The sequence below is a fragment of the Mycobacterium sp. genome (assembly GCF_035499775.1).
Classification (GTDB): Bacteria; Actinomycetota; Actinomycetes; order Mycobacteriales; family Mycobacteriaceae; genus Mycobacterium.
In genome coordinates this window covers 1-19,763 of sequence record NZ_DATJYB010000095.1, presented here as the reverse complement: position 1 = coordinate 19,763, position 19,763 = coordinate 1, and the positions used below count along the sequence as shown (strand labels likewise).

Annotated in this window: 21 protein-coding genes; 6 read left to right on the top strand and 15 right to left on the bottom strand. The window is 66.5% G+C overall.

Features of this window, described 5'->3' with window-relative positions; all coding sequences use genetic code 11:
- Positions 1–78 precede the first annotated feature (78 nt).
- On the bottom strand, positions 79–1,056 hold the full coding sequence (locus VML93_RS06305; RefSeq protein ID WP_325608771.1) for a GNAT family N-acetyltransferase: 978 nt from the start codon (positions 1,054–1,056) through the stop codon (positions 79–81).
- Between the two features lie 85 nt (positions 1,057–1,141).
- Between VML93_RS06305 and VML93_RS06300 the strand changes: the two genes are divergently transcribed.
- Complete coding sequence (locus tag VML93_RS06300; protein WP_325608769.1) at positions 1,142–1,810, top strand: hypothetical protein; 669 nt, start codon at positions 1,142–1,144, stop codon at positions 1,808–1,810.
- Positions 1,810–2,991 (top strand): PrsW family intramembrane metalloprotease, encoded by a 1,182-nt coding sequence (locus VML93_RS06295; protein ID WP_325608767.1) that lies wholly within the window; start codon positions 1,810–1,812, stop codon positions 2,989–2,991. Before VML93_RS06300 ends, VML93_RS06295 begins: the two co-directional genes overlap by 1 nt.
- On the opposite strand, the gene VML93_RS06290 is transcribed toward VML93_RS06295, so the two are convergent.
- From VML93_RS06290 to prfB, 7 genes are read right to left on the bottom strand one after another with little or no spacing between them, the layout of a single operon-like run.
- Positions 2,992–3,837: a maleylpyruvate isomerase family mycothiol-dependent enzyme gene (locus VML93_RS06290; protein ID WP_325608765.1), complete on the bottom strand. Its 846-nt coding sequence runs from the start codon at positions 3,835–3,837 to the stop codon at positions 2,992–2,994.
- Between the two features lie 34 nt (positions 3,838–3,871).
- Entirely contained in the window at positions 3,872–4,360 is a 489-nt protein-coding gene (smpB, locus tag VML93_RS06285) for an SsrA-binding protein SmpB (RefSeq protein ID WP_325608763.1), read from the bottom strand.
- A 2-nt stretch (positions 4,361–4,362) separates the two neighbouring features.
- Positions 4,363–5,259, bottom strand: coding sequence for a permease-like cell division protein FtsX (ftsX, locus tag VML93_RS06280; RefSeq protein ID WP_325608761.1), 897 nt, complete (start codon positions 5,257–5,259; stop codon positions 4,363–4,365).
- Positions 5,260–5,949 (bottom strand): cell division ATP-binding protein FtsE, encoded by a 690-nt coding sequence (gene ftsE, locus VML93_RS06275; RefSeq protein ID WP_325608850.1) that lies wholly within the window; start codon positions 5,947–5,949, stop codon positions 5,260–5,262. It abuts the gene before it with no gap.
- A gap of 44 nt (positions 5,950–5,993) precedes the next feature.
- Complete coding sequence (locus VML93_RS06270) at positions 5,994–6,473, bottom strand: hypothetical protein (RefSeq protein ID WP_325608759.1); 480 nt, start codon at positions 6,471–6,473, stop codon at positions 5,994–5,996.
- Positions 6,474–6,479: 6 nt separating this feature from the next.
- On the bottom strand, positions 6,480–7,478 hold the full coding sequence (locus VML93_RS06265; protein WP_325608757.1) for a mechanosensitive ion channel family protein: 999 nt from the start codon (positions 7,476–7,478) through the stop codon (positions 6,480–6,482).
- A complete protein-coding gene (gene prfB / locus VML93_RS06260; RefSeq protein ID WP_325608848.1) occupies positions 7,468–8,583 on the bottom strand; it encodes a peptide chain release factor 2 in 1,116 nt (371 codons plus the stop codon). The genes VML93_RS06265 and prfB overlap by 11 nt, the downstream gene beginning before the upstream one ends.
- Before the next feature lie 150 nt (positions 8,584–8,733).
- Here prfB and VML93_RS06255 point away from each other — a divergent pair, with 150 nt between their 5' ends.
- The gene (locus VML93_RS06255; RefSeq protein ID WP_325608755.1) at positions 8,734–10,104 is read left to right on the top strand and encodes an FAD-dependent oxidoreductase; all 1,371 of its coding nucleotides are present in this window, start codon (positions 8,734–8,736) and stop codon (positions 10,102–10,104) included.
- Between the two features lie 22 nt (positions 10,105–10,126).
- Here the strand turns inward: VML93_RS06255 and VML93_RS06250 are convergent, their stop codons facing one another.
- From VML93_RS06250 to VML93_RS06240, 3 genes are read right to left on the bottom strand one after another with little or no spacing between them, the layout of a single operon-like run.
- Positions 10,127–11,710 (bottom strand): FAD-binding oxidoreductase, encoded by a 1,584-nt coding sequence (locus tag VML93_RS06250; RefSeq protein WP_325608753.1) that lies wholly within the window; start codon positions 11,708–11,710, stop codon positions 10,127–10,129.
- A gap of 9 nt (positions 11,711–11,719) precedes the next feature.
- Positions 11,720–11,920 carry a hypothetical protein gene (locus VML93_RS06245; RefSeq protein WP_325608751.1) on the bottom strand — a complete coding sequence of 67 codons (201 nt, stop codon included), beginning with the start codon at positions 11,918–11,920 and terminating at the stop codon, positions 11,720–11,722.
- A gap of 38 nt (positions 11,921–11,958) precedes the next feature.
- Positions 11,959–12,336 carry a hypothetical protein gene (locus tag VML93_RS06240; RefSeq protein ID WP_325608749.1) on the bottom strand — a complete coding sequence of 126 codons (378 nt, stop codon included), beginning with the start codon at positions 12,334–12,336 and terminating at the stop codon, positions 11,959–11,961.
- Positions 12,337–12,538: 202 nt separating this feature from the next.
- Here VML93_RS06240 and VML93_RS06235 point away from each other — a divergent pair, with 202 nt between their 5' ends.
- Both VML93_RS06235 and VML93_RS06230 read left to right on the top strand, forming a co-directional pair.
- On the top strand, positions 12,539–13,537 hold the full coding sequence (locus VML93_RS06235) for an Acg family FMN-binding oxidoreductase (RefSeq protein WP_325608847.1): 999 nt from the start codon (positions 12,539–12,541) through the stop codon (positions 13,535–13,537).
- Entirely contained in the window at positions 13,527–13,937 is a 411-nt protein-coding gene (locus VML93_RS06230; RefSeq protein WP_325608747.1) for a pyridoxamine 5'-phosphate oxidase family protein, read from the top strand. Before VML93_RS06235 ends, VML93_RS06230 begins: the two co-directional genes overlap by 11 nt.
- Before the next feature lie 45 nt (positions 13,938–13,982).
- Here the strand turns inward: VML93_RS06230 and VML93_RS06225 are convergent, their stop codons facing one another.
- A complete protein-coding gene (locus VML93_RS06225; RefSeq protein ID WP_325608745.1) occupies positions 13,983–15,353 on the bottom strand; it encodes a wax ester/triacylglycerol synthase family O-acyltransferase in 1,371 nt (456 codons plus the stop codon).
- 184 nt (positions 15,354–15,537) lie between these two features.
- Here VML93_RS06225 and VML93_RS06220 point away from each other — a divergent pair, with 184 nt between their 5' ends.
- On the top strand, positions 15,538–16,533 hold the full coding sequence (locus VML93_RS06220; protein ID WP_325608845.1) for an Acg family FMN-binding oxidoreductase: 996 nt from the start codon (positions 15,538–15,540) through the stop codon (positions 16,531–16,533).
- Here the strand turns inward: VML93_RS06220 and VML93_RS06215 are convergent.
- The 3 genes from VML93_RS06215 to VML93_RS06205 are packed head-to-tail and all read right to left on the bottom strand — an operon-like array spanning position 16,513 to position 19,687.
- Complete coding sequence (locus tag VML93_RS06215) at positions 16,513–18,237, bottom strand: GAF domain-containing sensor histidine kinase (RefSeq protein WP_325608743.1); 1,725 nt, start codon at positions 18,235–18,237, stop codon at positions 16,513–16,515. The two genes, VML93_RS06220 and VML93_RS06215, sit on opposite strands and share 21 nt — an antisense overlap.
- The gene (gene dosR, locus VML93_RS06210) at positions 18,230–18,877 is read right to left on the bottom strand and encodes a hypoxia response regulator transcription factor DosR/DevR (protein ID WP_325608741.1); all 648 of its coding nucleotides are present in this window, start codon (positions 18,875–18,877) and stop codon (positions 18,230–18,232) included. Before dosR ends, VML93_RS06215 begins: the two co-directional genes overlap by 8 nt.
- An 18-nt stretch (positions 18,878–18,895) precedes the next feature.
- Positions 18,896–19,687, bottom strand: coding sequence for a universal stress protein (locus VML93_RS06205; RefSeq protein ID WP_325608739.1), 792 nt, complete (start codon positions 19,685–19,687; stop codon positions 18,896–18,898).
- Positions 19,688–19,763: the final 76 nt, after the last annotated feature.

Sequence of the window (19,763 nt, the reverse complement as noted above, 5' to 3'; positions counted from 1 at the left end):
CTTTGCTGCTTCGTGCATCCCTGCCGGTTTTCGGCAGGACAACCCATCTTACGCCGTAACCAACCAGCGGCAACGGAATTAAAGTCCCGATCCGGTCTCCGCCCGACGGCTCATATCCAGGCGAGATTCGATCTGCACCCAACCGACGTCGGCGAAGGCTTTGGCCATGGGCGCGTTGGAGTAGTCGGTGTCACCGATCAGCATCGTCGCACCCTGCTGAACCAACTCGCGCGTCATGGCCGCCAACAGCTGGCGCCCGTAGCCCCGGCCCCGGAACGGTTGCGCGACCCCGACGAACAAGACGTATGCCACGCCACCGCCCATGACCCGGCCGGACACCATACCCACGCAATGCCCCGCGGCATCGAACGCCAGTCGAATGCACTCGACTGGGTCATCGGCGAGCAAGCGGTCCAATTCGTTGCGCCACGCCGCCTCGAATCCGAGTCGCTGCCGCGCCTCGCGATGCGCTTCGTCCAGCGACTCGGCGAACACCTGCGGGTACACCCGCACCAGGTGTCGGTCGTCGGCCCGAGCCACCTGTTCAAGCCGAAGCTCACCGCCGATCCCGTCGCCAAGACCGGGACGGACCTCGGTCTCGTAGTGGCGCATCGCTTGTTGCGGTTCCCACCCGCAACTTCGGAATGCCGCGGTGAGCGGCGCGATGACGGGCGCCTCGAACGCAACATCCGGTGGCGAGAAAATCGAAACCATTTCGCAGCCCATGGGCACAAAGTCGTCGCTGGCGCGCGTCGCAAGCGCGGTGAAATCGGCGCATTCTGTGGCCGTAACTCCGGGGTCGCTGACGTGGTCGATCATCCGGGGAACGTCGTCGCGTCCGGGGGCAGCCGCGGCGACCGTCCCGACGACGCGCTCGCCGCGCCGCGCCGCCCACACCCATTCCGGTCGGCGCAGTCCGTACTCGAATGCGGCCTCGAGGTGTCGGTCGGATCGGTAACGGCGCTGCGTCGGCGAATCGACCGGGGCCTTCGAGCTCCGCAAGAGGTCGATCGCGTCCGCAACGGAGTCAGGCCGGAAAAGCTGAAGCCTTGTCATGGCAGTAGCCATTCGGATACGCCTCCTCGCCGTTAGTCTCTATTCCGGCGCCACTCAGATGTTGCCGCAGCGGAGGTTGGTCAACATGCCGGATCCCGAAACCGATAACTCCCCGCCGATCTCGGCGTCGCGGCTCGAACCAGAGGGCTGGGTGCCGGCCGATGTGCGATTCCTCGGCCTGGATCGGCGCACCATCGCACCGACGTTGGTGGTGTTCGCGCTGGCCATCGCGATGTCGGTGGTGTTGCCGCTCGTTAACGCGGCGGTGCCCTATCACGACATCGTCAAAGCGGGCGACGTTATGCAGCTCGAAGGCGAGGTGACATTCGTGCCGGAGGCCGGATGGGGTATCACATCCGGGGTCCGCGCCGGCGATGCGCCGTTGTCCGGTGCGTACCCCCCGACCGCGGTTGTCGAACACGGAGCCCTGCGATTCCGGGTTCACACGGGCCTGTTCGAGGGCGACGCTCACAAACTGCTCGACCAGATCGAGGCGACCTCCGAGGCCCTCAATCGCGGTCGCGGCGTCCGCGTGACCGGAGCGCAGAAGACGATCGTCACCGATCACGGCCGCCAGGGTGCGGTAGCGCGCGTCAGCGGACCGCACTCCGGCGGCGTGCTCGTCGCATTCGTCTTCGACGGTCGCGGAGTGGAAGCCGTCGCCACCGGACCGACCGACATCAGCGAACAGGAAGCGGCCGGAGTAATCCGGATGGTCCGCAGCATCAACCGTGCCGGAGAGGGGCAGCGGTGATGACGACGCTCGACGACCTCGACCGCGCCCGCGACGACGCGCTCGACCTTTCCGGCTGGGGCCGACGGTTCGTCTTCTACCAGCCACGCAACCTTGCGTTCTGGGGATATCTGATGCTGGTCGGGATCGGAATCCTGATCTTCTTAACCATCCTGGCCAGCCAGTTCGACGCCTACGGCCCGGCGATCGGGTTGGCGGTGACATCCTTCGGCATCTACGCGGCGCTGTTCTGGTGGTTTACGCAGCACATCGACCACTACGCCAAACTCCCCGCCAAGCTCATGGTCGCCGCCTTTCTGTGGGGCGGGTTCGCCGCCACCGGGGCGATGGCAGCGAATGCGAACAGCGCTATCCTGGCACTTTATGCGAAGGTCTTCGGGCAGGCCTGGGCGCTGAACTGGGGCGCCGGGCTGGCGGCCCCCTTCACCGAAGAATGGGCCAAAGGTGCGGGATTGCTGCTGCTCATCGCGCTGGCGCCCCGGCAGGTGCGCACCGCGTTCGACGGCCTCATCCTGGGTGCGTTCATCGGTCTGGGATTCCAGATCGTCGAGGACATCCTCTATGCGATGACGTCGGCCGGCAGCGAGTTCGGTGCAAATCAAATCGGGGCGTCGATCGGCACCATCGTCATACGAATGGTCAGCGGCGTTGCCGCGCACATCCTTTACAGCGCGGTCTTCTGCGCCGGATTGGTCTATCTGTTAGGCCGGCCCGCCGAACCGCGCAGGATCGGGCGGGGTCTGTTGCTGGTGGCGACGGCGATGCTGTTGCACGGGACGTGGGACTCGGTGGCCAGCATCGCCGGCGCGCACGCGCTGCTGCTGATCGGACTGCTCGTCGGGGTGATCGTCACGGCCCTCGCCATCGGCGTGGGCGTCTACCGGTTGACCGCAAAGCGGGAACGGGAATTCGTGCGCGCCGTCATGACCCCCGAGCAGGCCCGCCACGCGATCACTCCGGCCGAACTCGAGGCGGCGGCCGGTAACCGCAAGGCCCGCAAGACCTTTCGCAAGGCTGGCCGTAACCGTCGGGAACGCAGACAGGCCCGCTACGTCCTCAACGCCGTGTACAGCCTCGCCGATGAATTGGCCGCCGCCCGCGGCGCCGACACCGATCGGGTGCGCTTCGCCCGTGCCGAGGTCGGCAGAATCCGCGCCGGCATCCCCCCACCACCGCGGTGATCAGATCACGAAATTCAGATTCTCGACGATCCGGGCCGCGACGTCCTTGTCACCCTCGAGTTCGACGTCCTGGGCCCGCGCCGGGCACATCGGGCGGCCGCCGGCCAGCCTGGTGAACTGCAGCGCGTCCATCCGGATGGTCGCCGTCGGCTCTTGGCCGCCGAAGTCGTCGACGACCTGAGCCCGAGCATCGACGCTCACGCGGATGCTGCGGGCCATCGGACCGGTCAGGTCGAATAGGACGCGTGACCCGTCGGGCGCCTTGCCGCGTTTGCCAACCACGAAGCCCATGCTGGTGGTGATCTCGTCGAGGGACAGCCGCAACGCAGGCCCGTCGATCTCGGCGTCGGACGAGGGGCGCTTTAACCCCACCCGGATGTCTTGCCCGTGCATCCAGCAGTCGAAGACCCGCACCCGCATGAACCGCCCGTAACTCTCGGGGCCCACCGGCGTCACTGTCTGCCCGTTCCAGTCGTCATCGGACATGGCCGGCAAGGCCTCGCGTCGGACCTTGGTCACCGAGCGGAAGCGCTCGAGCACCTCGGCACCCGATTCCCCGCTGAGATGGCGAACCCAGCACTCGTTCAACGCTCCGATGTCGTTGCGCACGTGCTCCAACGCCTTGACGTCGACGTCTGGTTGCGGTGGCGCGATACCGCTCAGAAATGACTCCGTCCCGATGATGTGGGAAACCACCGCCTTCACGTCCCACGCGGGCAACGCGCTCGGCGCCTGCCAGTCCGTCTCGGGCCGCCCGTCCAGCAGTGCATCGATGTCGTCCCACACGGCAAACAGGCCGGACAGGACGTCGGACTTGTCGAGCTTTGTGATCGGTCGGTCGGCCATGCTCGGATAGTAGGCCGCCAGATTCTTCCCCGGGTCACATCCCCTTGGCTCGGCGGCCCAACTCCCGGACCACCTCGCGCTGGGCGTCACGGCGGGCCATGTCCTGGCGTTTGTCATAGGCCCGCTTCCCGCGCGCCAACGCGAGCTCGACCTTGACCTTCCCCTCGAAGAAATACAGCGACAACGGCACCAGTGCGAGGTTGCCGTCGCGGATCTTGCCGATCAGGGTGTCGATCTGGTGGCGGTGCAGCAGCAGCTTGCGGCTACGGCGCGGATCATGATTGGTCCAGCTGCCATGCTGATACTCCGGAATGTGCAGGTTGCGCAGCCACACTTCGCCGTCGTCGACGGTCGCAAAGGCGTCGACCAGCGACGCGTGCCCCTCCCGCAGGCTCTTCACCTCGGTGCCCTGCAGCGCCACCCCGGCCTCGTACACGTCCAGGATCGAGTAGTCGTGCCGGGCCTTGCGGTTGCTGGCGATGATCTGTTTGCCGGCGCGTTTGCCGGACGGATCTTTGGCCACGACTACCGCCGCAGGTATATGCGCAAGGTCACATACGCCGTCAACGCGGCCATCGCCACACCCAGCACGAACAGCCAGGGCGAGATGTAAAGGATGTCGGCGTAGTCGACCTTGGCGATCAGGTTGGCTTTGTAGAACTGGCTCAGCGCGTTTTCCAGGAACAACGCCCGCACCGCGACCAAACCGAGGATGGCGATGCCCACGCCGATCGCCGCCGCCAGCATCGCCTCCACCAGGAACGGCAGCTGCGTGTACCATCGGCTGGCGCCCACCAGACGCATGATCCCGATCTCCGTGCGCCGCGTGTAGGCCGCTACCTGCACCATGTTGGCGATCAGCAGGATCGCCCCGACGGCCTGCACCAGCGCGACCGCGAACGCGACGTTGCTCAAACCGTCCAGGATGGCGAACAACCGGTCGATCAGGTCTTTCTGGTTCAGGACGCCGCGCACCCCGGGTTGGCTCCGCATGGCGTCATCGAATTCCGTGTGCTGTTCGGGGTTGTACAGCTTGACGATGAACGACGCCGGGAACGAGTCGCGGCCGGCCACCCCGTTGAACTCCGGGATCTTACGGATGGCGTCGTCGTAGGCCTGTTGCTGGTTGATGAAGTGGACCGACTTGACGTCCTTGGTCCGGGCATCGATCTTTTCCCGCACCGCCTTGCACGGGTCGCTTGTGCAGTCCGGGTCGTTGGCGGAGATGTCCTCGTTGAGGAAGACCTGCGTCTCGACCCGGTCGAGGTAGATCTCCCGCGAGTGATGCGCCAATTGGACGACCAGCAGACCGCCGCCGAACAAGCCGACCGAGATCGCGGTCGTCAGGATCATCGCGATCGTCATGGTGACGTTGCGACGAAGGCCGGTCAGGACCTCGTTGAGCAGGAAGCCGAAGCGCACTTAACGATCCATCCCGTACACGCCGCGCTGCTCGTCACGAACCAGCCTGCCCAGTGAAAGTTCGACCACACGCTGGCGCATCGAGTCGACGATGTGGTGGTCGTGCGTCGCCATCAGCACCGTCGTCCCGGTGCGGTTGATGCGTTCCAACAAATCCATGATGTCCTGACTGGTATCGGGGTCGAGGTTGCCGGTGGGCTCGTCGGCCAGCAGTACCAGCGGCCGGTTGACGAATGCACGCGCGATCGCGACCCGCTGTTGCTCGCCACCGGACAGCTCGTTTGGCAACCGGCTGGCTTTACCGGACAGGCCAACCGTCTCCAATACGTCAGGCACCACGCGGTTGATCGTGTCGGCGCGCCGGCCGATCACCTCCAGCGCGAAGGCGACGTTGTCGAACACCGTCTTTTGCTGCAGCAAGCGGAAGTCCTGGAAGACGCAGCCGATCACCTGGCGCAGCCGCGGTATGTGGCGACCGCGCAACTTGTTCACATGGAACTTCGAGACCCGGACGTCACCGGTTGTCGGCGTCTCCGCGGCGAGCAGCAGGCGCATGAACGTCGACTTGCCCGAGCCCGACGGGCCGATCAGGAATACGAACTCACCCTTGTCGATCTTGACGTTGATGTCATCCAACGCCGGACGCGCGGACGACTTGTACTGCTTGCTGACATGGTCCAGCGTGATCATCACGGCACGCCAGTGTAGCGGTGATTTTCGCCGGCTCGCGACGATCAACGGGCGGGTGGGGCCGAAGTGGGCACCGGACCCGGCCCCGGCGGGGGTTGCTGAGCCGGCCCCGGACTCGGCGGATTGGGCGTGGTGTTGGGGTTGCAGAACGGCGGTATGCACGGCAGCGTCGGCAGCACGAACGGCGGTGTGGTCGTCGTAGTAGTAGTGGTAGGCGGCACGGTCGGCGGCGTAGTGGTCGGGGATGGCGGCTGCACTCGGGTGCGCGGCACCACGGTGTAGTCGGAGTTGGGGTCGGGGATGTAGCTCCCGTTGCCACCCTTGTTGTCGGTGGTGTAGCCCGGCGGTGGCGGCGGTTGGGGCGGAGTCGTCTTCGCCGATGTCGCCTGGACCCACTGCAGCGCGCAGAACGCCATGATGAGCGCCAGCGTCGACGTGCGGAACCGTCCGCCGAACACATAGCGTGGCCAGCGCTTGTTCTCGTCCTCAGCGGGTTTCTCGAAGAGATTGAATGTGAGTTTCATCAAGCGTTACACCGAGCCGTGGATCTTCTTGTCGGTCCCTGACCGCGCGCTTTCCTCCTTTTCTGCGGCAGGAACCGAAGCATCGCCGACCAAGCCCAACGTCGCGTCGGCAGCGGTCAGGATGCCGGCGCGCTCGAGTGCCTGGACCACCAGAAAACGCAGTCGCCGGCCCGCCTCGAACTGCTTGCCCGGCAGCGTGCGGGCCACCAGGCGCAGGGTGACGGTGTCGACTTCGATACTTTCAACACCCATCACGGTGGGCGCGTCCAACAGCAACTCCCCCAGCACCTTGTCGTCGCGGGCGTTCTCACACTCCTTGTGCAATACCTCGTTGACCCGGTTGAGGTCGGCGGTGGTCGACACCGGGATGTCCAGCACCGCCCGCGCCCAGTCCTTGGAGAGGTTGGCCGCCTTGACGATCTGGCCGTTGGGAATGGTGAAAACCTCGCCATCGGCGGAACGCAGTCTGGTCACCCGCAACGTCACATTCTCGACGGTGCCGCGCGCCTCGTCGGCAACCCCCGAAACGGTCAGCGCGACTAGATCACCGAAGCCGTACTGCTTCTCGAGGATGATGAAAAAGCCGGAGAGCAGGTCCTTGACCAGTTGCTGAGCACCGAAACCCAGTGCGGCGCCTATCACGGTGGCCGGCGCTATCAGGCCGCCGACCGGTAACCGCACGATGTCGCTGATCTGCATCATGACGACGATGGCGATGATCACGACCGACACCCAGCGGATCACCGACGCGAGCAGCTGACGGTGCTTGGTCGCCTCCGACGGCACCAACGCGTCGCTTTCGGCGAAGCCGGCGTAAAGGCGCTCGCTCACCCGCTGCGCCACCCAGCTCACGAATCGTGCCGCCAGTACCGCCCCGATCAGCAATATGACGATCCGCAGACCCTGCTGGGCGGCATGCTCTTGCCAGAATGCGTTCCAGTATTGATGCCAGTGGTTGGTCGCTGCGGCGATGGCTATTGCATTAACAGTTGTGTCAGTTGTCATCTTTCCGGTTTCGCCAGCGGATCCCCGCTTCCAGGAATCCGTCGATGTCTCCGTCCAGGACGGCGGCCGGATTGCCGACCTCGTATTCGGTTCGCAAATCCTTGACCATTTGGTACGGATGCAGCACGTAGGACCGCATCTGGTTACCCCAGGAGCTGCCGCCGTCCCCTTTCAATGCGTCGAGCTCTGCACGCTCTTCTAAGCGCTTGCGCTCCAACAACTTTGCCTGAAGAACGCGCATCGCGGCGACCTTGTTCTGAAGCTGCGACTTCTCGTTCTGGCAAGTGACCACGATACCGGTCGGTATGTGGGTGAGCCGAACCGCGGAGTCTGTGGTGTTCACCGACTGGCCGCCCGGCCCACTCGAGCGGTACACGTCTACCCGCACATCGCCCTCGGGTATGTCGATGTGGTCTGTGGTCTCCACCACAGGCAGCACCTCGACTTCGGCGAACGACGTCTGCCGCCGGCTCTGATTGTCGAACGGGCTGATCCGCACCAGCCGGTGAGTGCCCTGTTCGACGGACAGCGTGCCGTAGGCGAACGGCGCGTGCACGGCGAAGGTGGCGCTCTTGATGCCGGCCTCTTCGGCGTATGAGGTATCGAACACTTCGACGCCGTACTTGTGCTGTTCGGCCCAGCGGATGTACATCCGCATCAGCCTCTCGGCCCAGTCGGCGGCGTCCACCCCGCCGGCGCCGGAGCGGCTCGTCAGCAGCGCCTCACGCTCGTCGTACTCGCCAGACAGCAACGTGCGCACTTCGGTGGCCTCGATGTCGGCGCGTAACGACTTGAGTTCGGCGTCGGCTTCGGCCAGCGCGTCGGCGGCCGTCGCGCCTTCCTCCTCGGCGGCGAGCTCGTAGAGCACTGGCAGGTCGTCGAGGCGCTGCCGCAGTTCCTCGACCCGGCGTAGCTCCCCCTGCGTGTGGGATAGCTCACTCGTGACTTTCTGTGCGCGGGTCTGGTCGTCCCACAGTTTGGGATCGGATGCCTCAACTTCCAGTTTCTCGATGCGGCGGCGCAGACCGTCCACATCGAGCACCCTTTCCACCGTGGTCAGGGTGGAGTCGAGGGCGGCAATGTCGGCTTGACGGTCGGGTTCCACAGCCGCCCACGTTACCGGCGCCCCTCTCCACACCGCGACCAGCAGCAGAGCGTTTAGCATCAATTGACAATCGTGTGCACCGCGCGACTGCGGCCCAGCCCCTTCCCCAGCCCCTTTGCGCCGCAGCCGGGCACCAACAGAAGGTTGAGTATGCGTCCATACCATGTCGCGATCGTCGGCTCCGGGCCGTCGGGTTTCTTCGCAGCGGCATCTTTGCTGAAAGCGGCCGACGCGTCCGAGGAGATCGATGTCGCCGTCGACATGCTGGAGATGCTGCCGACGCCGTGGGGGCTGGTGCGCTCGGGCGTGGCGCCCGACCATCCCAAGATCAAGTCGATCAGCAAGCAGTTCGAAAAGACCGCCGCCGATCCCCGGTTCCGCTTCTTCGGCAACGTGATCGTGGGCGATCACGTCGAGTCCGCCGAGCTCGCCGAGCAGTACGACGCGGTCATCTACGCCGTGGGGGCGCAGTCCGACCGCGCGCTGAACATTCCCGGTGAGGACCTGCCCGGCAGCGTCGCCGCAGTAGATTTCGTCGGCTGGTACAACGCGCACCCGAACTTCCACGAGATGGCACCGGACCTGTCGGGCGCCCGGGCGGTCGTGATCGGCAACGGCAACGTCGCACTCGACGTCGCGCGCATCCTGATCACCGACCCGGATGCGCTGGCCGCCACCGATATCGCCGACCACGCTTTGGACTCACTGCGGCCGCGCGGTGTGGAGGAAGTGGTGATCGTCGGGCGCCGTGGGCCGCTGCAAGCCGCGTTCACCACGCTCGAGTTGCGCGAGCTCGCCGACCTCGAAGGGGTCGACGTGGTGGTCGATGCCGCCGAGCTGGAGGGCATCACCGACGAGGACGCCGCCGCGGTGGGCAAGGTCACCAAGCAGAACATCGCCGCACTGCGCGGCTATGTGGGTCGCGAACTCCGCCCGGGACACCGGCGGATGGTGTTCCGGTTCCTGACGTCACCGATCGAGATCAAGGGCGACGGCAGGGTAGAGGCGATCGTGCTCGGCCGCAACGAGCTGGTCACCGACGAAAGCGGGCGGACATCGGCCAGGGACACCGGCGAGCGCGAGGAACTGCCGGTTCAGTTGGTGGTGCGGTCGGTCGGCTACCGCGGCCTGCCCACCCCGGGGCTGCCGTTCGACGACAAGAGCGCGACCATTCCGCACACCGACGGCCGGGTGGCGGGCAGCCGCAACGAATACGTCGTCGGGTGGATCAAACGCGGGCCGACGGGCGTAATCGGCACCAACAAAAAGGACTCCCAGGACACCGTCGACACCTTGCTGGCAGATCTGGCCGGCTCCCAAGAGGGGGGCGAGCTCGCGGATTTCCCCGACGACCATGCCGACAAACTGGTCGAGTGGCTGGCCTCACGCCAGCCGAAGCTGGTCACGTCGGCTCATTGGGACATCATCGACCAATTCGAGCGGGCGGCCGGCGAACCGCACGGGCGTCCCCGGGTCAAGCTGCCGAACCTGGCCGAGCTGTTACGCATCGGGCACGGCTGATCATCGAAGCGGTCGCAAGCATTTACGGGTCGACAAGCACCCCGGGGTTGAGAATGCCGGCCGGGTCGAGCGCGGACTTGGCCGCGCGCAAGGCCGCGCCGAACGGGTCCGGGCGCTGCCGGTCATACCAGGGACGGTGGTCCCGGCCGACGGCGTGATGGTGGGTGATGGTGCCGCCGGTTGTGCTGATCGCTTCGGACACTGCGGCTTTCATTTCGTCCCACTGCGCGTCGAGTGAGCCCCAGCGTCCGGCTGCGTAGATGCCGTAGTACGGGGCCGGACCGTCGGGGTAGACGTGGGTGAACCGGCAGGTCACCACACCCGCCCCGCAGACCCGCTGGATCGCCGTGCGGGCGGCCTCGGTCACCGCGGCGTGCAGAGCGTCGAATCCGTCCCAGGTGCAAGCGGTTTCGAAGGTCTCGGCGATGACGCCGCGACGAGCGAGGGCGTCGCGCTGGTAGGGCATCCGCAGGAACGCCGAGCGCCAGGTAGCTGAGGCATCGTTTTCGGTTGTGTGACTGTCGCTTTCGCGGCTACGTCGGGCGGTGACGGTGCCGCCGTGTTCGGTGGCGATCTCGATGGCGCGGTCGAGCCAGGGGTCGATCGGATGATCGGCCGACTCGAAGGCGAGCACCAGCAGCCCGCCGCCGACCGGCGTGCCGGCATTCAGGAACGCCTCGGCCGGGTCGAGGAGCCGGCAGTTGGCCGGGTAGAGGCCGGCCTGCGCGATCATTCGCGTCGCGGCCACCGCGGCGGCCCAGTCGTCGAACGCCACCGAGGCGGTGACCTGCCACTGCGGCCGGTCCTGCAACCGCATCCACGCCTCGGTGATGATGCCGAGCGAGCCCTCGGAGCCCAGGAACAACCGGTCCGAGGACGGCCCGGCACCGGATCCGGGCAGCCGCCGTGACTCGCCGACCCCGGCCGGGGTGACCACCCGCAGCGACTCGGTCAGGTCATCGATATGGGTGTACAGCGTCGCGAAGTGCCCGCCGGCGCGGGTGGCCAGCCACCCGCCGAGGCTGGAAAAGGCAAACGACTGCGGAAAGTGGCGCAGCGTCAGACCATGCCCACGCAACTGTTGCTCGATCCACGGCCCGAGCGCACCGGCCTGGATGCGCGCGGCCCGGCTGATCCGGTCGACCTCCAGCACCGAGCTCATGACGGACACGTCCACCGTGACCGCCGGCCCGTCGAAGCGCGGTTCGACGCCGCCCACCACCGAGCTGCCGCCGCCGTAGGGAATCGCGGGAATCCCCTCGCGCGTACACCAGTCGAGCACGTTGACCACTTCATGTTCGCTGCGCGGCCGGATGATCAGGTCGGGGACGCGATCGAGGTGGCCCTGCAGGTTGCGCGCCACGTCGCGAAAAGCCTTGCCGCGCGCATGCCCGGCCCGATCCACGGGGTCCGCCGAGCACAGACTGGCCAGCGACGGCGGCGGAGTGATCCGCGGCGCCGCCAACCCGAGCTGGCTCGGGTCCGGCGGGCGGTGATCTGTCAGGTCATGGCCCGGCAGCAACGCGGCGACCCGCGACTCGAGAGCCCGCGTCTCATCCTCGGACAGCGCGTCCTCGACGGTGCCCCAACCCCACCACGAACGCATGCCCGGGCGTCAGCGCTTGAGGGCGATGAACGCTCCGCCGGCGAGCAGCAGCGCCAGGGTCGCCACGATGCCCCACGTCGTGCCGGCGAACACCCAGATGACAGCCACCAGCGCGATGAACGGGGACAGCGCGAAGAGCACAATCCCGGGGTTCTGCTTGACCACTTCGAGAGCACTCTTGGCGCGGACCCGATCGATTTCCTTACTCATGCGTTCAGGATGCCAGAGAAAACGCAAGTCGATGCTTGCTAACAGCTATTGAGCAACCGCAGGGCGCCTTCTCTGAGGCCATCGACCGGATTGGCTCCCCGAGGGCCCTTGTCCGGGTCGCGCCACCACGCCAAACTTTGGTAACTGTCGGCACCTGAATCGCGCCGGAGCTCCCATTTTCCGTTCGGCCAAATCACCAGGTAGTCCCCCTCGGATTCCGCCGACCGCACCTGCCAATACCTGCGATTCATGAAGACGCCGCGCGCCTTGCGTGTGTTACGCGCAACGGCCTCGGCAACGAACTCTTTGACCAAACCGTCTACCGCGGCCCAGTTTTGCCGACGTTGCGCGAGTTCTGCTGCGTACTCAGCCTCTTGTCTGGCTCGTGCCTCGTCGGCGTCGTCGCCCAATCCCACGGCCGCCTCCTTCGCTTGCCGACTCTCGATGGCACAAATGGTGTCACAACGCGGCCCAACTTTGGTGCCGAACCCTGGACACCGCCGGACAACACGTCGAGAAAGCGCGAACGCAAAGTGACACAGGTGGTTTGGCGGAGAGGACCAATGGCCCTATTGGGCCAAGACAAGTCGTCATAGCGTCGGTGCTGTGGACATAGAGGTGCTCGAGAACGCGGTCCTGCTGGCCTGCCGGGCGCCGTCCGTGCACAACAGCCAACCCTGGCGTTGGGTCGTCGAATCCGCCCCGGACAGAAGCATCGCGCATCTGTTCGTCGATCGCCGCCGAACCGTCCCCGCCACAGACCATTCGGGTCGGGAGGCGATCCTGAGTTGTGGCGCCGTGCTCGACCACTTTCGTATCGCGATGACGGCTGCGAAGTCGCGGGTGCGAATCACCCGGTTCCCCAACCCGAATGACCCCGACCATTTGGCCACCGTCGAATTCGGCCCCATCGACCACCTCACCGCGGCGCAGCAAGCCCGCGCCGAGGCGATCCTGCACCGACGAACAGATCGGCTGCCGTTCGATTCCCCCACCTACTGGCACCGCTTCGAACCCGTGCTACGCAGCACATTCGACGACGCTGAGGTGACGCTCGACGTCCTTTCCGACGACCTGCGGCCACGGTTGGCGGAGGCGTCGCAGCTCTCCGAAGCCCTGCGCCGCGACGATTCGTTCTACCATGCCGAACTACAATGGTGGACTTCGCCATTCGCATTGGCGCAAGGTGTGCCGCCCAGCGCGCTGGCATCAGATACCGAGCGCCTCCGGGTGGACGTGGGCCGGGACTTTCCGGTCAGGGGCCACCAGGATCGCCGCACTGAGATCACCGCAGACGAGTCGAAAATCCTTGTGCTGTCGACACCGGAGGACACGCGGCTGGACGTGCTGCGGTGCGGCGAGGTGCTGTCGACCGTCTTGCTCGAATGCACAATGGTGGGCATGGCCACTTGCGTGTTGACCCATCTGATCGAGTCGAGCGACAGTCGCGACATCGTGCGCGGCCTCATCGGTCAGCACGGTGAACCGCAAGCTTTGATCCGCGTGGGCATCGTGCCGCCGATGGAGGATCCCCCCGCCCCGACACCGCGGCGGCCGCTAGATAGCGTGCTGGAGATTCGTCAGACATCCGAGAAAGGTCGCACCCATGGCCGATGAGCCCGTTACCGTCCTGTCCGAAGACGAAAGCTGGAGCCGGCTGGGCGGCGTTGCGCTGGGTCGGCTGGTGACCACGTTTGCCGGCGAGCCAGAGATCTTCCCGGTCAACTTTGCCGTACAAGACCGCACCGTGCTGTTTCGGACCGCGGAGGGCACCAAGCTGTTTTCTGCCGTGGCGAACAGCACGGTGGTCTTCGAGGCCGACGACCACAACGTCGTCGAAGGGTGGAGCGTGATCGTCAGGGGTCGCGCAAGGCTGCTACGCACCGATGCCGAGATCGAGAAAGCCGATCGCGCCCAGGTGATTCCGTGGACCGCGACCCCGAAGATTCACTACGTGCGGGTGACCCCCTCCGAAGTCACCGGCCGCGAGTTCAGGTTCGGTCCAGAGCCAGACTAGGTATGAGTCACGTGGGCGCGTCGAAGTCGACGAAACATGCACCCATCAGACCACCAGGGATAGTGGCCCGCGAGTGCGAGTTGTCTTGCGCCGCTTGCTGATCGACACCAGCCGCGCTACCGCGGCCTCGATGCCGCGGGCCAGCTGGTCGGCGTCGGAGACGACGTCGTAATCGGCGAGAATCCCGAAGAACAGGTCATCGGCGTAGCTGAGCATCGCCACGCCGGTCCGCAGGTGCATCGCGAGTGGCGGCACCGGGAACACCCCTAGCACCCGCCGGCCCATCACCCGCAGCGGACGGCGCGGTCCCGGCACGTTCGTCGCCACGGTCACCACGCCGTGCTGCGGTAGCCGCATCAAGAACCCGGCCGCCCACGCGGTCAACGGGAACGGAATGCGATTCGCCAAGGACACGAACACATTTCCGGCCTGCCGCTGGCCGCTCGCCTTCGTCCGGCCCAAACGCGCGTGCACGATCCGTAGCCGCTGCACCGGGTCCTCTTCGTCAACCGGCAGATTCGGAAGCATCACCGACACCCGGTTGTCGGTCTTGCGGAAGGCATCGGCACCCCGCACCGACACCGGCACCAAAGTGCGCAGTGAGTCGGGCAGCGGCCGCTCGCCGCGTTCCACCAGGACATTGCGGTAGCTCTCGGTAATCGCGGCCAACGCAACATCATTGATCGTCACGTCGAACGCCTGGCAGACCTGCTCGATGTCGGCCAGCGCGACGCGGGCCCCGCTGTAGCGACGCAGATCGCTTAGCGGCCCGGTCAGTGGCGAGGGGGCAGGGTTCAACAGCCCGGCGGCTATCTGGCCGGCACCCTGGGCCGCGCGCACCACGCCCGCTGCGACGGCGGTCGGCGCCTTCCACAAGCGACCCAGCGCGCTGAACGGATTCTTTTGCTCGTCGGCCGCCCGAACGGTGTGCGCATAACTGTCGCTGATCCCGTCGTCGCACAGCCCGGCGAGCACGTGCGTGGCCGCGATTCCGTCGGCCATGCAGTGGTGCACCTTGGTCAGCATCGCCCACCGGTCGTCGGTGAGTCCCTCGATGACCCACAGTTCCCATAGCGGCCGATCGCGGTCCAGGCGCCGAGCCATCGCATCGGCGATCACCCGGTAGAGCTCACGCTCGTCACCGGGGTGCGGGAGTGCAATGCGCCGCACGTGCCGATCGATGTCGAAGTCGGGGTCGTCCACCCATTCGGGAGCGCCGAGGTCGAACGGGTGCAGCCGTAACCGCTGACCGAACCGTGGGCAGGCCCGTATCCGCTCGGCGAATGCCGACACCAGCGCGCTCTGTTGCGGTGCCGGTCCTTCGATGACCGCGAGACCACCGATGGCCAGACTGACCCGCGGGTCGGCGTCTTCGGCCTTGAGGAACCCGGCATCGAGTGTCGTCAGGTGGTCCATGACCCGCACCTCCGTGAGTTTTATCTGCAACCCGCAGTACCACTTTCCCCTGGTAATGGCGGGTCGGGCAGGGCCGAAAGTCCTTCGCCGCCGGGGGCTTCGTGCCCTGCCGGGGCCGGCCCGACCGGACGATCCTGGAGCGATGACCCCCATCGTTGAGGCTTGTCGGACCAGAGAGGCAGCGATGAACGCCCAATTCCCCGACGCCGAGACCCTCCGGACAGTGCTCACGCTGGCCACCCGCGCACCCTCCATTCACAACACGCAGCCGTGGCGGTGGCGGGTGGGCGCCGCGAACCTGGATCTGTTCTCCGAACCGGACATGCAGCTGCACAGCACCGACCCGGACGGGCGGGACCTGATCGTCAGTTGTGGTGTCGCGCTACATCATTGCGTTGTCGCTTTGGCGGCGATGGGCTGGCAGGCCAAGGTCAGTCGGCTGCCCGATCCCGACAACCCCCGCCACCTGGCCACGATCGAGGTCCAGCCGCACGTACCCGATCAGGCCGATGTCGCGCTCGCGGCGGCGATTCCGCGCCGACGGACCGACCGGCGCGCCTACAGCTCGTGGCCGGTGCCCGGCGGAGACATCGCCCAGATGGCCGCGCGGGCGGCTCGCAGCGGGGTCATGCTCCGCCAGGTCGACGCCGTGGACAGGATGAGAGTCATTGTGAAGCAGTCTATTCACGACCATCTGACCGATGACGAGTACATGCGCGAGCTCACCGCGTGGAGCGGGCGATACGGTGCGGTCGCCGGGGTCCCGGCCCGCAGCACGCCGCCGCCGGAGGCCGGCGCGCCGATCCCCGGACGTGTGTTCGCCGGCGCCGGTCTGGCTCAGCCGTCGGGCATCTCCCCCGCCGACGACAGCGCGGCGATCCTGGCGCTCGGCACCGAGAAGGACGACCGGCTGGCCCGGCTGCGGGCCGGCGAAGCAACCAGCGTCGTCTTGTTGACCGCGACGTCGATGGGGTTGGCATGCTGCCCCATCACCGAGCCCCTGGAGATCCGCGAGACGCGCGAGGCGGTGCGCGCCGACGTCTTCGGCGCCAGCGGCTATCCGCAGATGCTGCTACGCGTGGGCTGGGCGCCGATCAACGCCGATCCGTTGCCGGCAACGCCGCGGCGCAGGCTTTCCCGCGTCGTCGAGTGGACGAGCTTACTGGACCAGCGGGGCTGACCAGCGCAGCAGCGTTCCGCCCGAGGCGGGGGTGCTCCCTATGGTGAATTCACCACCAACCTCCTGCGCACGCCGCCACAGGTTCGTCAGGCCGCTGCCGGTGTATTCGTCGGGCATCCCGCGGCCGTTGTCGCTCACCTCGATGCACAGGTCGTCTTCGACCTTGACCCGGACCGACAGCGTGGTGGCCTCGGCGTGCCGCGCGGCGTTGCTCACCGCCTCGCGAACGACCGCCTCGGCGTGGTCGGCCAACGTGCAGTCGACCACCGACAGCGGGCCGACGTACTGGACGGTGGTGCGCAACCCCGAGCCGGCGAATTGGGCTACCGCCTCGTCGATCCGTTGCCGCAACCGGGTTACGCCCTGCGAGGCTCCGTGCAGGTCGAAGATGGTCGTCCGGATTTCCTGAATGACCGCCTGAAGATCGTCGACGGCTTCGGAAAGTCGCTGCTGCACTTGGGGTTCACGTGACCGGCCAACGGTGCCCTGCAGCGACAGGCCGACTGCGAAGAGCCGCTGGATGACGTGGTCGTGCAGGTCACGCGCAATGCGGTCGCGGTCGGTCAGCACGTCGAGTTCGCGCAGCCCGCGTAGCGACGTGGCCAACTGCCAGGCCACCGCGGCCTGGTCGGTGAACGCGGCCATCATCTCGAGTTGTTCGTCGGTGAACGAGCCCGGCCTGCCTTGGCGCACCACGACCACGACGCCGGCGATGGTGTCAGTGGCCCGCAACGGCAATAGCAGGGCGGGGCCCGCACCGTCTACGCCGTCCAGGTCGATGCGGTCCACGCGTCGCGGGGTTCCGTTGACGAAGACATCGCCAAGTGAGGTACCGGTAACTGGAATGGTCTGCCCGACAGCCAAACCCGGAACGCCGCCGGCCGTCTCGATCACCAGCAGTTCCTGCACCTCGGCCGCCGGCAGGTTCTCGTCCGGAATGGCGACCAGGGCCACGTCCGCCCCGGTCAGCTTCAGCGCCTCCTCGGCCACCAGCCGGAACACGGTCGCGGGTTCGGTGCCGGACAGCAACTCGGTGGCGATGTCGCGGGTGGCCTCGATCCAGGACTGTCTCGCCTTGGCCTCCTGGTAGAGCCGGGCATTCGCGATCGCGATGCCCGCGGCCGAGGCCAGGGCCTGGACCAGCACCTCGTCGTCGTCGCTGAACGGCTGGCCGGTGGTCTTGTCGGTCAGGTAAAGCGTGCCGAGCGATTCCTCGCGCACCCGGACCGGCACGCCCAGGAACGTCCGCATAGGCGGGTGGTTCGGTGGAAACCCGATGGAAGCGGGATGCCGCGAAAGGTCGTCCAGGCGTAGTGGTTTGGGTTCATCGATGAGGAAGCCGATGACACCCAGACCTTCGGGCAGGTGGCCGATACGACGGACGGTTTGCTCGTCGATGCCCTGGTGGACGAACTGCAGCACGCGGTTGTCCCGGTCGTGGACTTCCAGAGCGCCGTACCGGGCGTCGACCAGATTGGTCGCCGAGTGCACGATCGAGCGCAGTGTGGCGTCGAGTTCGAGCCCCGACGTAACCACCAGCATGGCTTCCACCAACCCGTCGAGACGGTCACGGCCCTCGACGATCTGCCCGACCCGGTCCTGTACCTGGACCAGAAGCTCGCGCAGACGCAGTTGGGACAGCGTGTCGCGCAGCGGCCGCATCCCGCCATCGCCTTGGTCCGTCGTGGGCGGCACGTCATCCATCGGCTGGCCGCGCGCGCTTCAATTCCGTTGCGAATACTGCGGCTTGGGTCCGGCGCTCCATGCCCAGTTTGGCCAGCAACCGGGACACGTAGTTTTTCACCGTCTTTTCGGCCAGGAACATCCGGTCGGCGATCTGCTTGTTGGTCAGGCCCTCGCTGAGTAGGCCCAGCAGCGTCCGTTCCTGGTCGGTGAGGCCGGACAACGGGTCATGCTTTTCGGTGGCCCCACGCAGTTTTGCCATCAGCGCGGCCGCCGCGCGATTGTCCAGCAGGGATCGCCCGGCGCCCACGTCTTTGACGGCGCGCGCCAATTCCATTCCCTTGATGTCTTTTACGACATACCCGCTGGCGCCGGCCAGGATCGCGTCCAGCATCGCCTCGTCGGAGGTATACGACGTCAGGATCAGGCAACGCAGATCGGGCATGCGCGACAACAGATCTCGGCACAACTCGATGCCGTTGCCGTCGGGCAACCGCACGTCGAGCACCGCCACATCCGGACACGCGGCGGGAATCCTGGCCATGGCCTCGGCAACCGAGCCCGCCTCCCCGACCACGTCGAGTTCCGGGTCGGCGCCCAGCAGGTCGATCAGACCACGCCGCACTACCTCGTGATCGTCGACCAAGAAGACCTTCACCAAGGCGCGCCTCCTCAACTCTCACAAGTTGCCGCAACGTACGGTCAGCATCGAGCAACCGGTGCTGTACGCACCACACAGGTCACTGGCTGTGCGCGAGTCGGTGACGAAAAGCCGGCCGGAGTCCGCCATGCGGGTCAGGTAGCGGGACAGGCTTTCCCGAATGACGGCCGGCTCGACCCGCACGTCCGGGTACAACCGGGTCCAGCGGGCCAGCCGGCGACTGAGTTGCGCTTGCGCCAAACGGTTTCCGGCAACCGAGTCGTGGGCGTCGGCGGCGTCTGCGGAGATCGCGTGCAGCGCAACTCCCCGCAGCCTGGCCTCCTCGAACGCGTGTCGCAGCACCACACCATTGTCCACTTCCGCGACAACCCCGCTGACCTGGGGGCTGGCCGGCGCCCCCGGCGGCCGGTGAATCACCGCGACTGGGCACAGGGCCGATCCGGCCAGGGTGGCTGCCACGGAACCTTCGCCGCGACAAGCGTGATTGAGTCCGATGGAGCCGACACAGATCATCGCCGCGGTCCTCGACTGCTCCATCAGCTTGGTGAGTGGGCGGCCCCACAGCACCTCGGTTTCGATCTTGACCGGTTCTCCGGTGGCGTCGACGGCCCGACTGGCGTCGAACAGCGCCGCCCGCGCGACGCTGTGCCCGCCCTCCGCGGACCCGTGCAGCGGATCGATGACGTAGACCAGGCGCAGCGGGATGTCTCGGCTGATCGCCTCGTCGACGGCCCACAGCGCCGCATGTATTGCCGCCCTCGATCCGTCGACGCCGACGACGACTGCCGGGGCTGACTGAATGCTGCTCATCGCGTTCTCCTCTGCCTGAGCGGGGCTGCTATTCATCCCTTGTCCTGGTCAGAACGTTATGGGCTCAGAAGCCCGG

What these genes read in the sequence shown, in the direction of transcription:
- VML93_RS06305 (WP_325608771.1), bottom strand. Translation starts at nt 1,056, where the DNA reads ATGACAAGGCTTCAGCTTTTCCGGCCTGACTCCGTTGCGGACGCGATC.
- VML93_RS06300 (WP_325608769.1), top strand. Translation starts at nt 1,142, where the DNA reads ATGCCGGATCCCGAAACCGATAACTCCCCGCCGATCTCGGCGTCGCGG.
- VML93_RS06295 (WP_325608767.1), top strand. Translation starts at nt 1,810, where the DNA reads ATGACGACGCTCGACGACCTCGACCGCGCCCGCGACGACGCGCTCGAC.
- VML93_RS06290 (WP_325608765.1), bottom strand. Translation starts at nt 3,837, where the DNA reads ATGGCCGACCGACCGATCACAAAGCTCGACAAGTCCGACGTCCTGTCC.
- ftsE (WP_325608850.1), bottom strand. Translation starts at nt 5,949, where the DNA reads ATGATCACGCTGGACCATGTCAGCAAGCAGTACAAGTCGTCCGCGCGT.
- VML93_RS06270 (WP_325608759.1), bottom strand. Translation starts at nt 6,473, where the DNA reads ATGAAACTCACATTCAATCTCTTCGAGAAACCCGCTGAGGACGAGAAC.
- VML93_RS06265 (WP_325608757.1), bottom strand. Translation starts at nt 7,478, where the DNA reads ATGACAACTGACACAACTGTTAATGCAATAGCCATCGCCGCAGCGACC.
- VML93_RS06255 (WP_325608755.1), top strand. Translation starts at nt 8,734, where the DNA reads ATGCGTCCATACCATGTCGCGATCGTCGGCTCCGGGCCGTCGGGTTTC.
- VML93_RS06250 (WP_325608753.1), bottom strand. Translation starts at nt 11,710, where the DNA reads ATGCGTTCGTGGTGGGGTTGGGGCACCGTCGAGGACGCGCTGTCCGAG.
- VML93_RS06245 (WP_325608751.1), bottom strand. Translation starts at nt 11,920, where the DNA reads ATGAGTAAGGAAATCGATCGGGTCCGCGCCAAGAGTGCTCTCGAAGTG.
- VML93_RS06230 (WP_325608747.1), top strand. Translation starts at nt 13,527, where the DNA reads ATGGCCGATGAGCCCGTTACCGTCCTGTCCGAAGACGAAAGCTGGAGC.
- VML93_RS06225 (WP_325608745.1), bottom strand. Translation starts at nt 15,353, where the DNA reads ATGGACCACCTGACGACACTCGATGCCGGGTTCCTCAAGGCCGAAGAC.
- VML93_RS06220 (WP_325608845.1), top strand. Translation starts at nt 15,538, where the DNA reads ATGAACGCCCAATTCCCCGACGCCGAGACCCTCCGGACAGTGCTCACG.
- VML93_RS06215 (WP_325608743.1), bottom strand. Translation starts at nt 18,237, where the DNA reads ATGGATGACGTGCCGCCCACGACGGACCAAGGCGATGGCGGGATGCGG.
- VML93_RS06205 (WP_325608739.1), bottom strand. Translation starts at nt 19,687, where the DNA reads ATGAGCAGCATTCAGTCAGCCCCGGCAGTCGTCGTCGGCGTCGACGGA.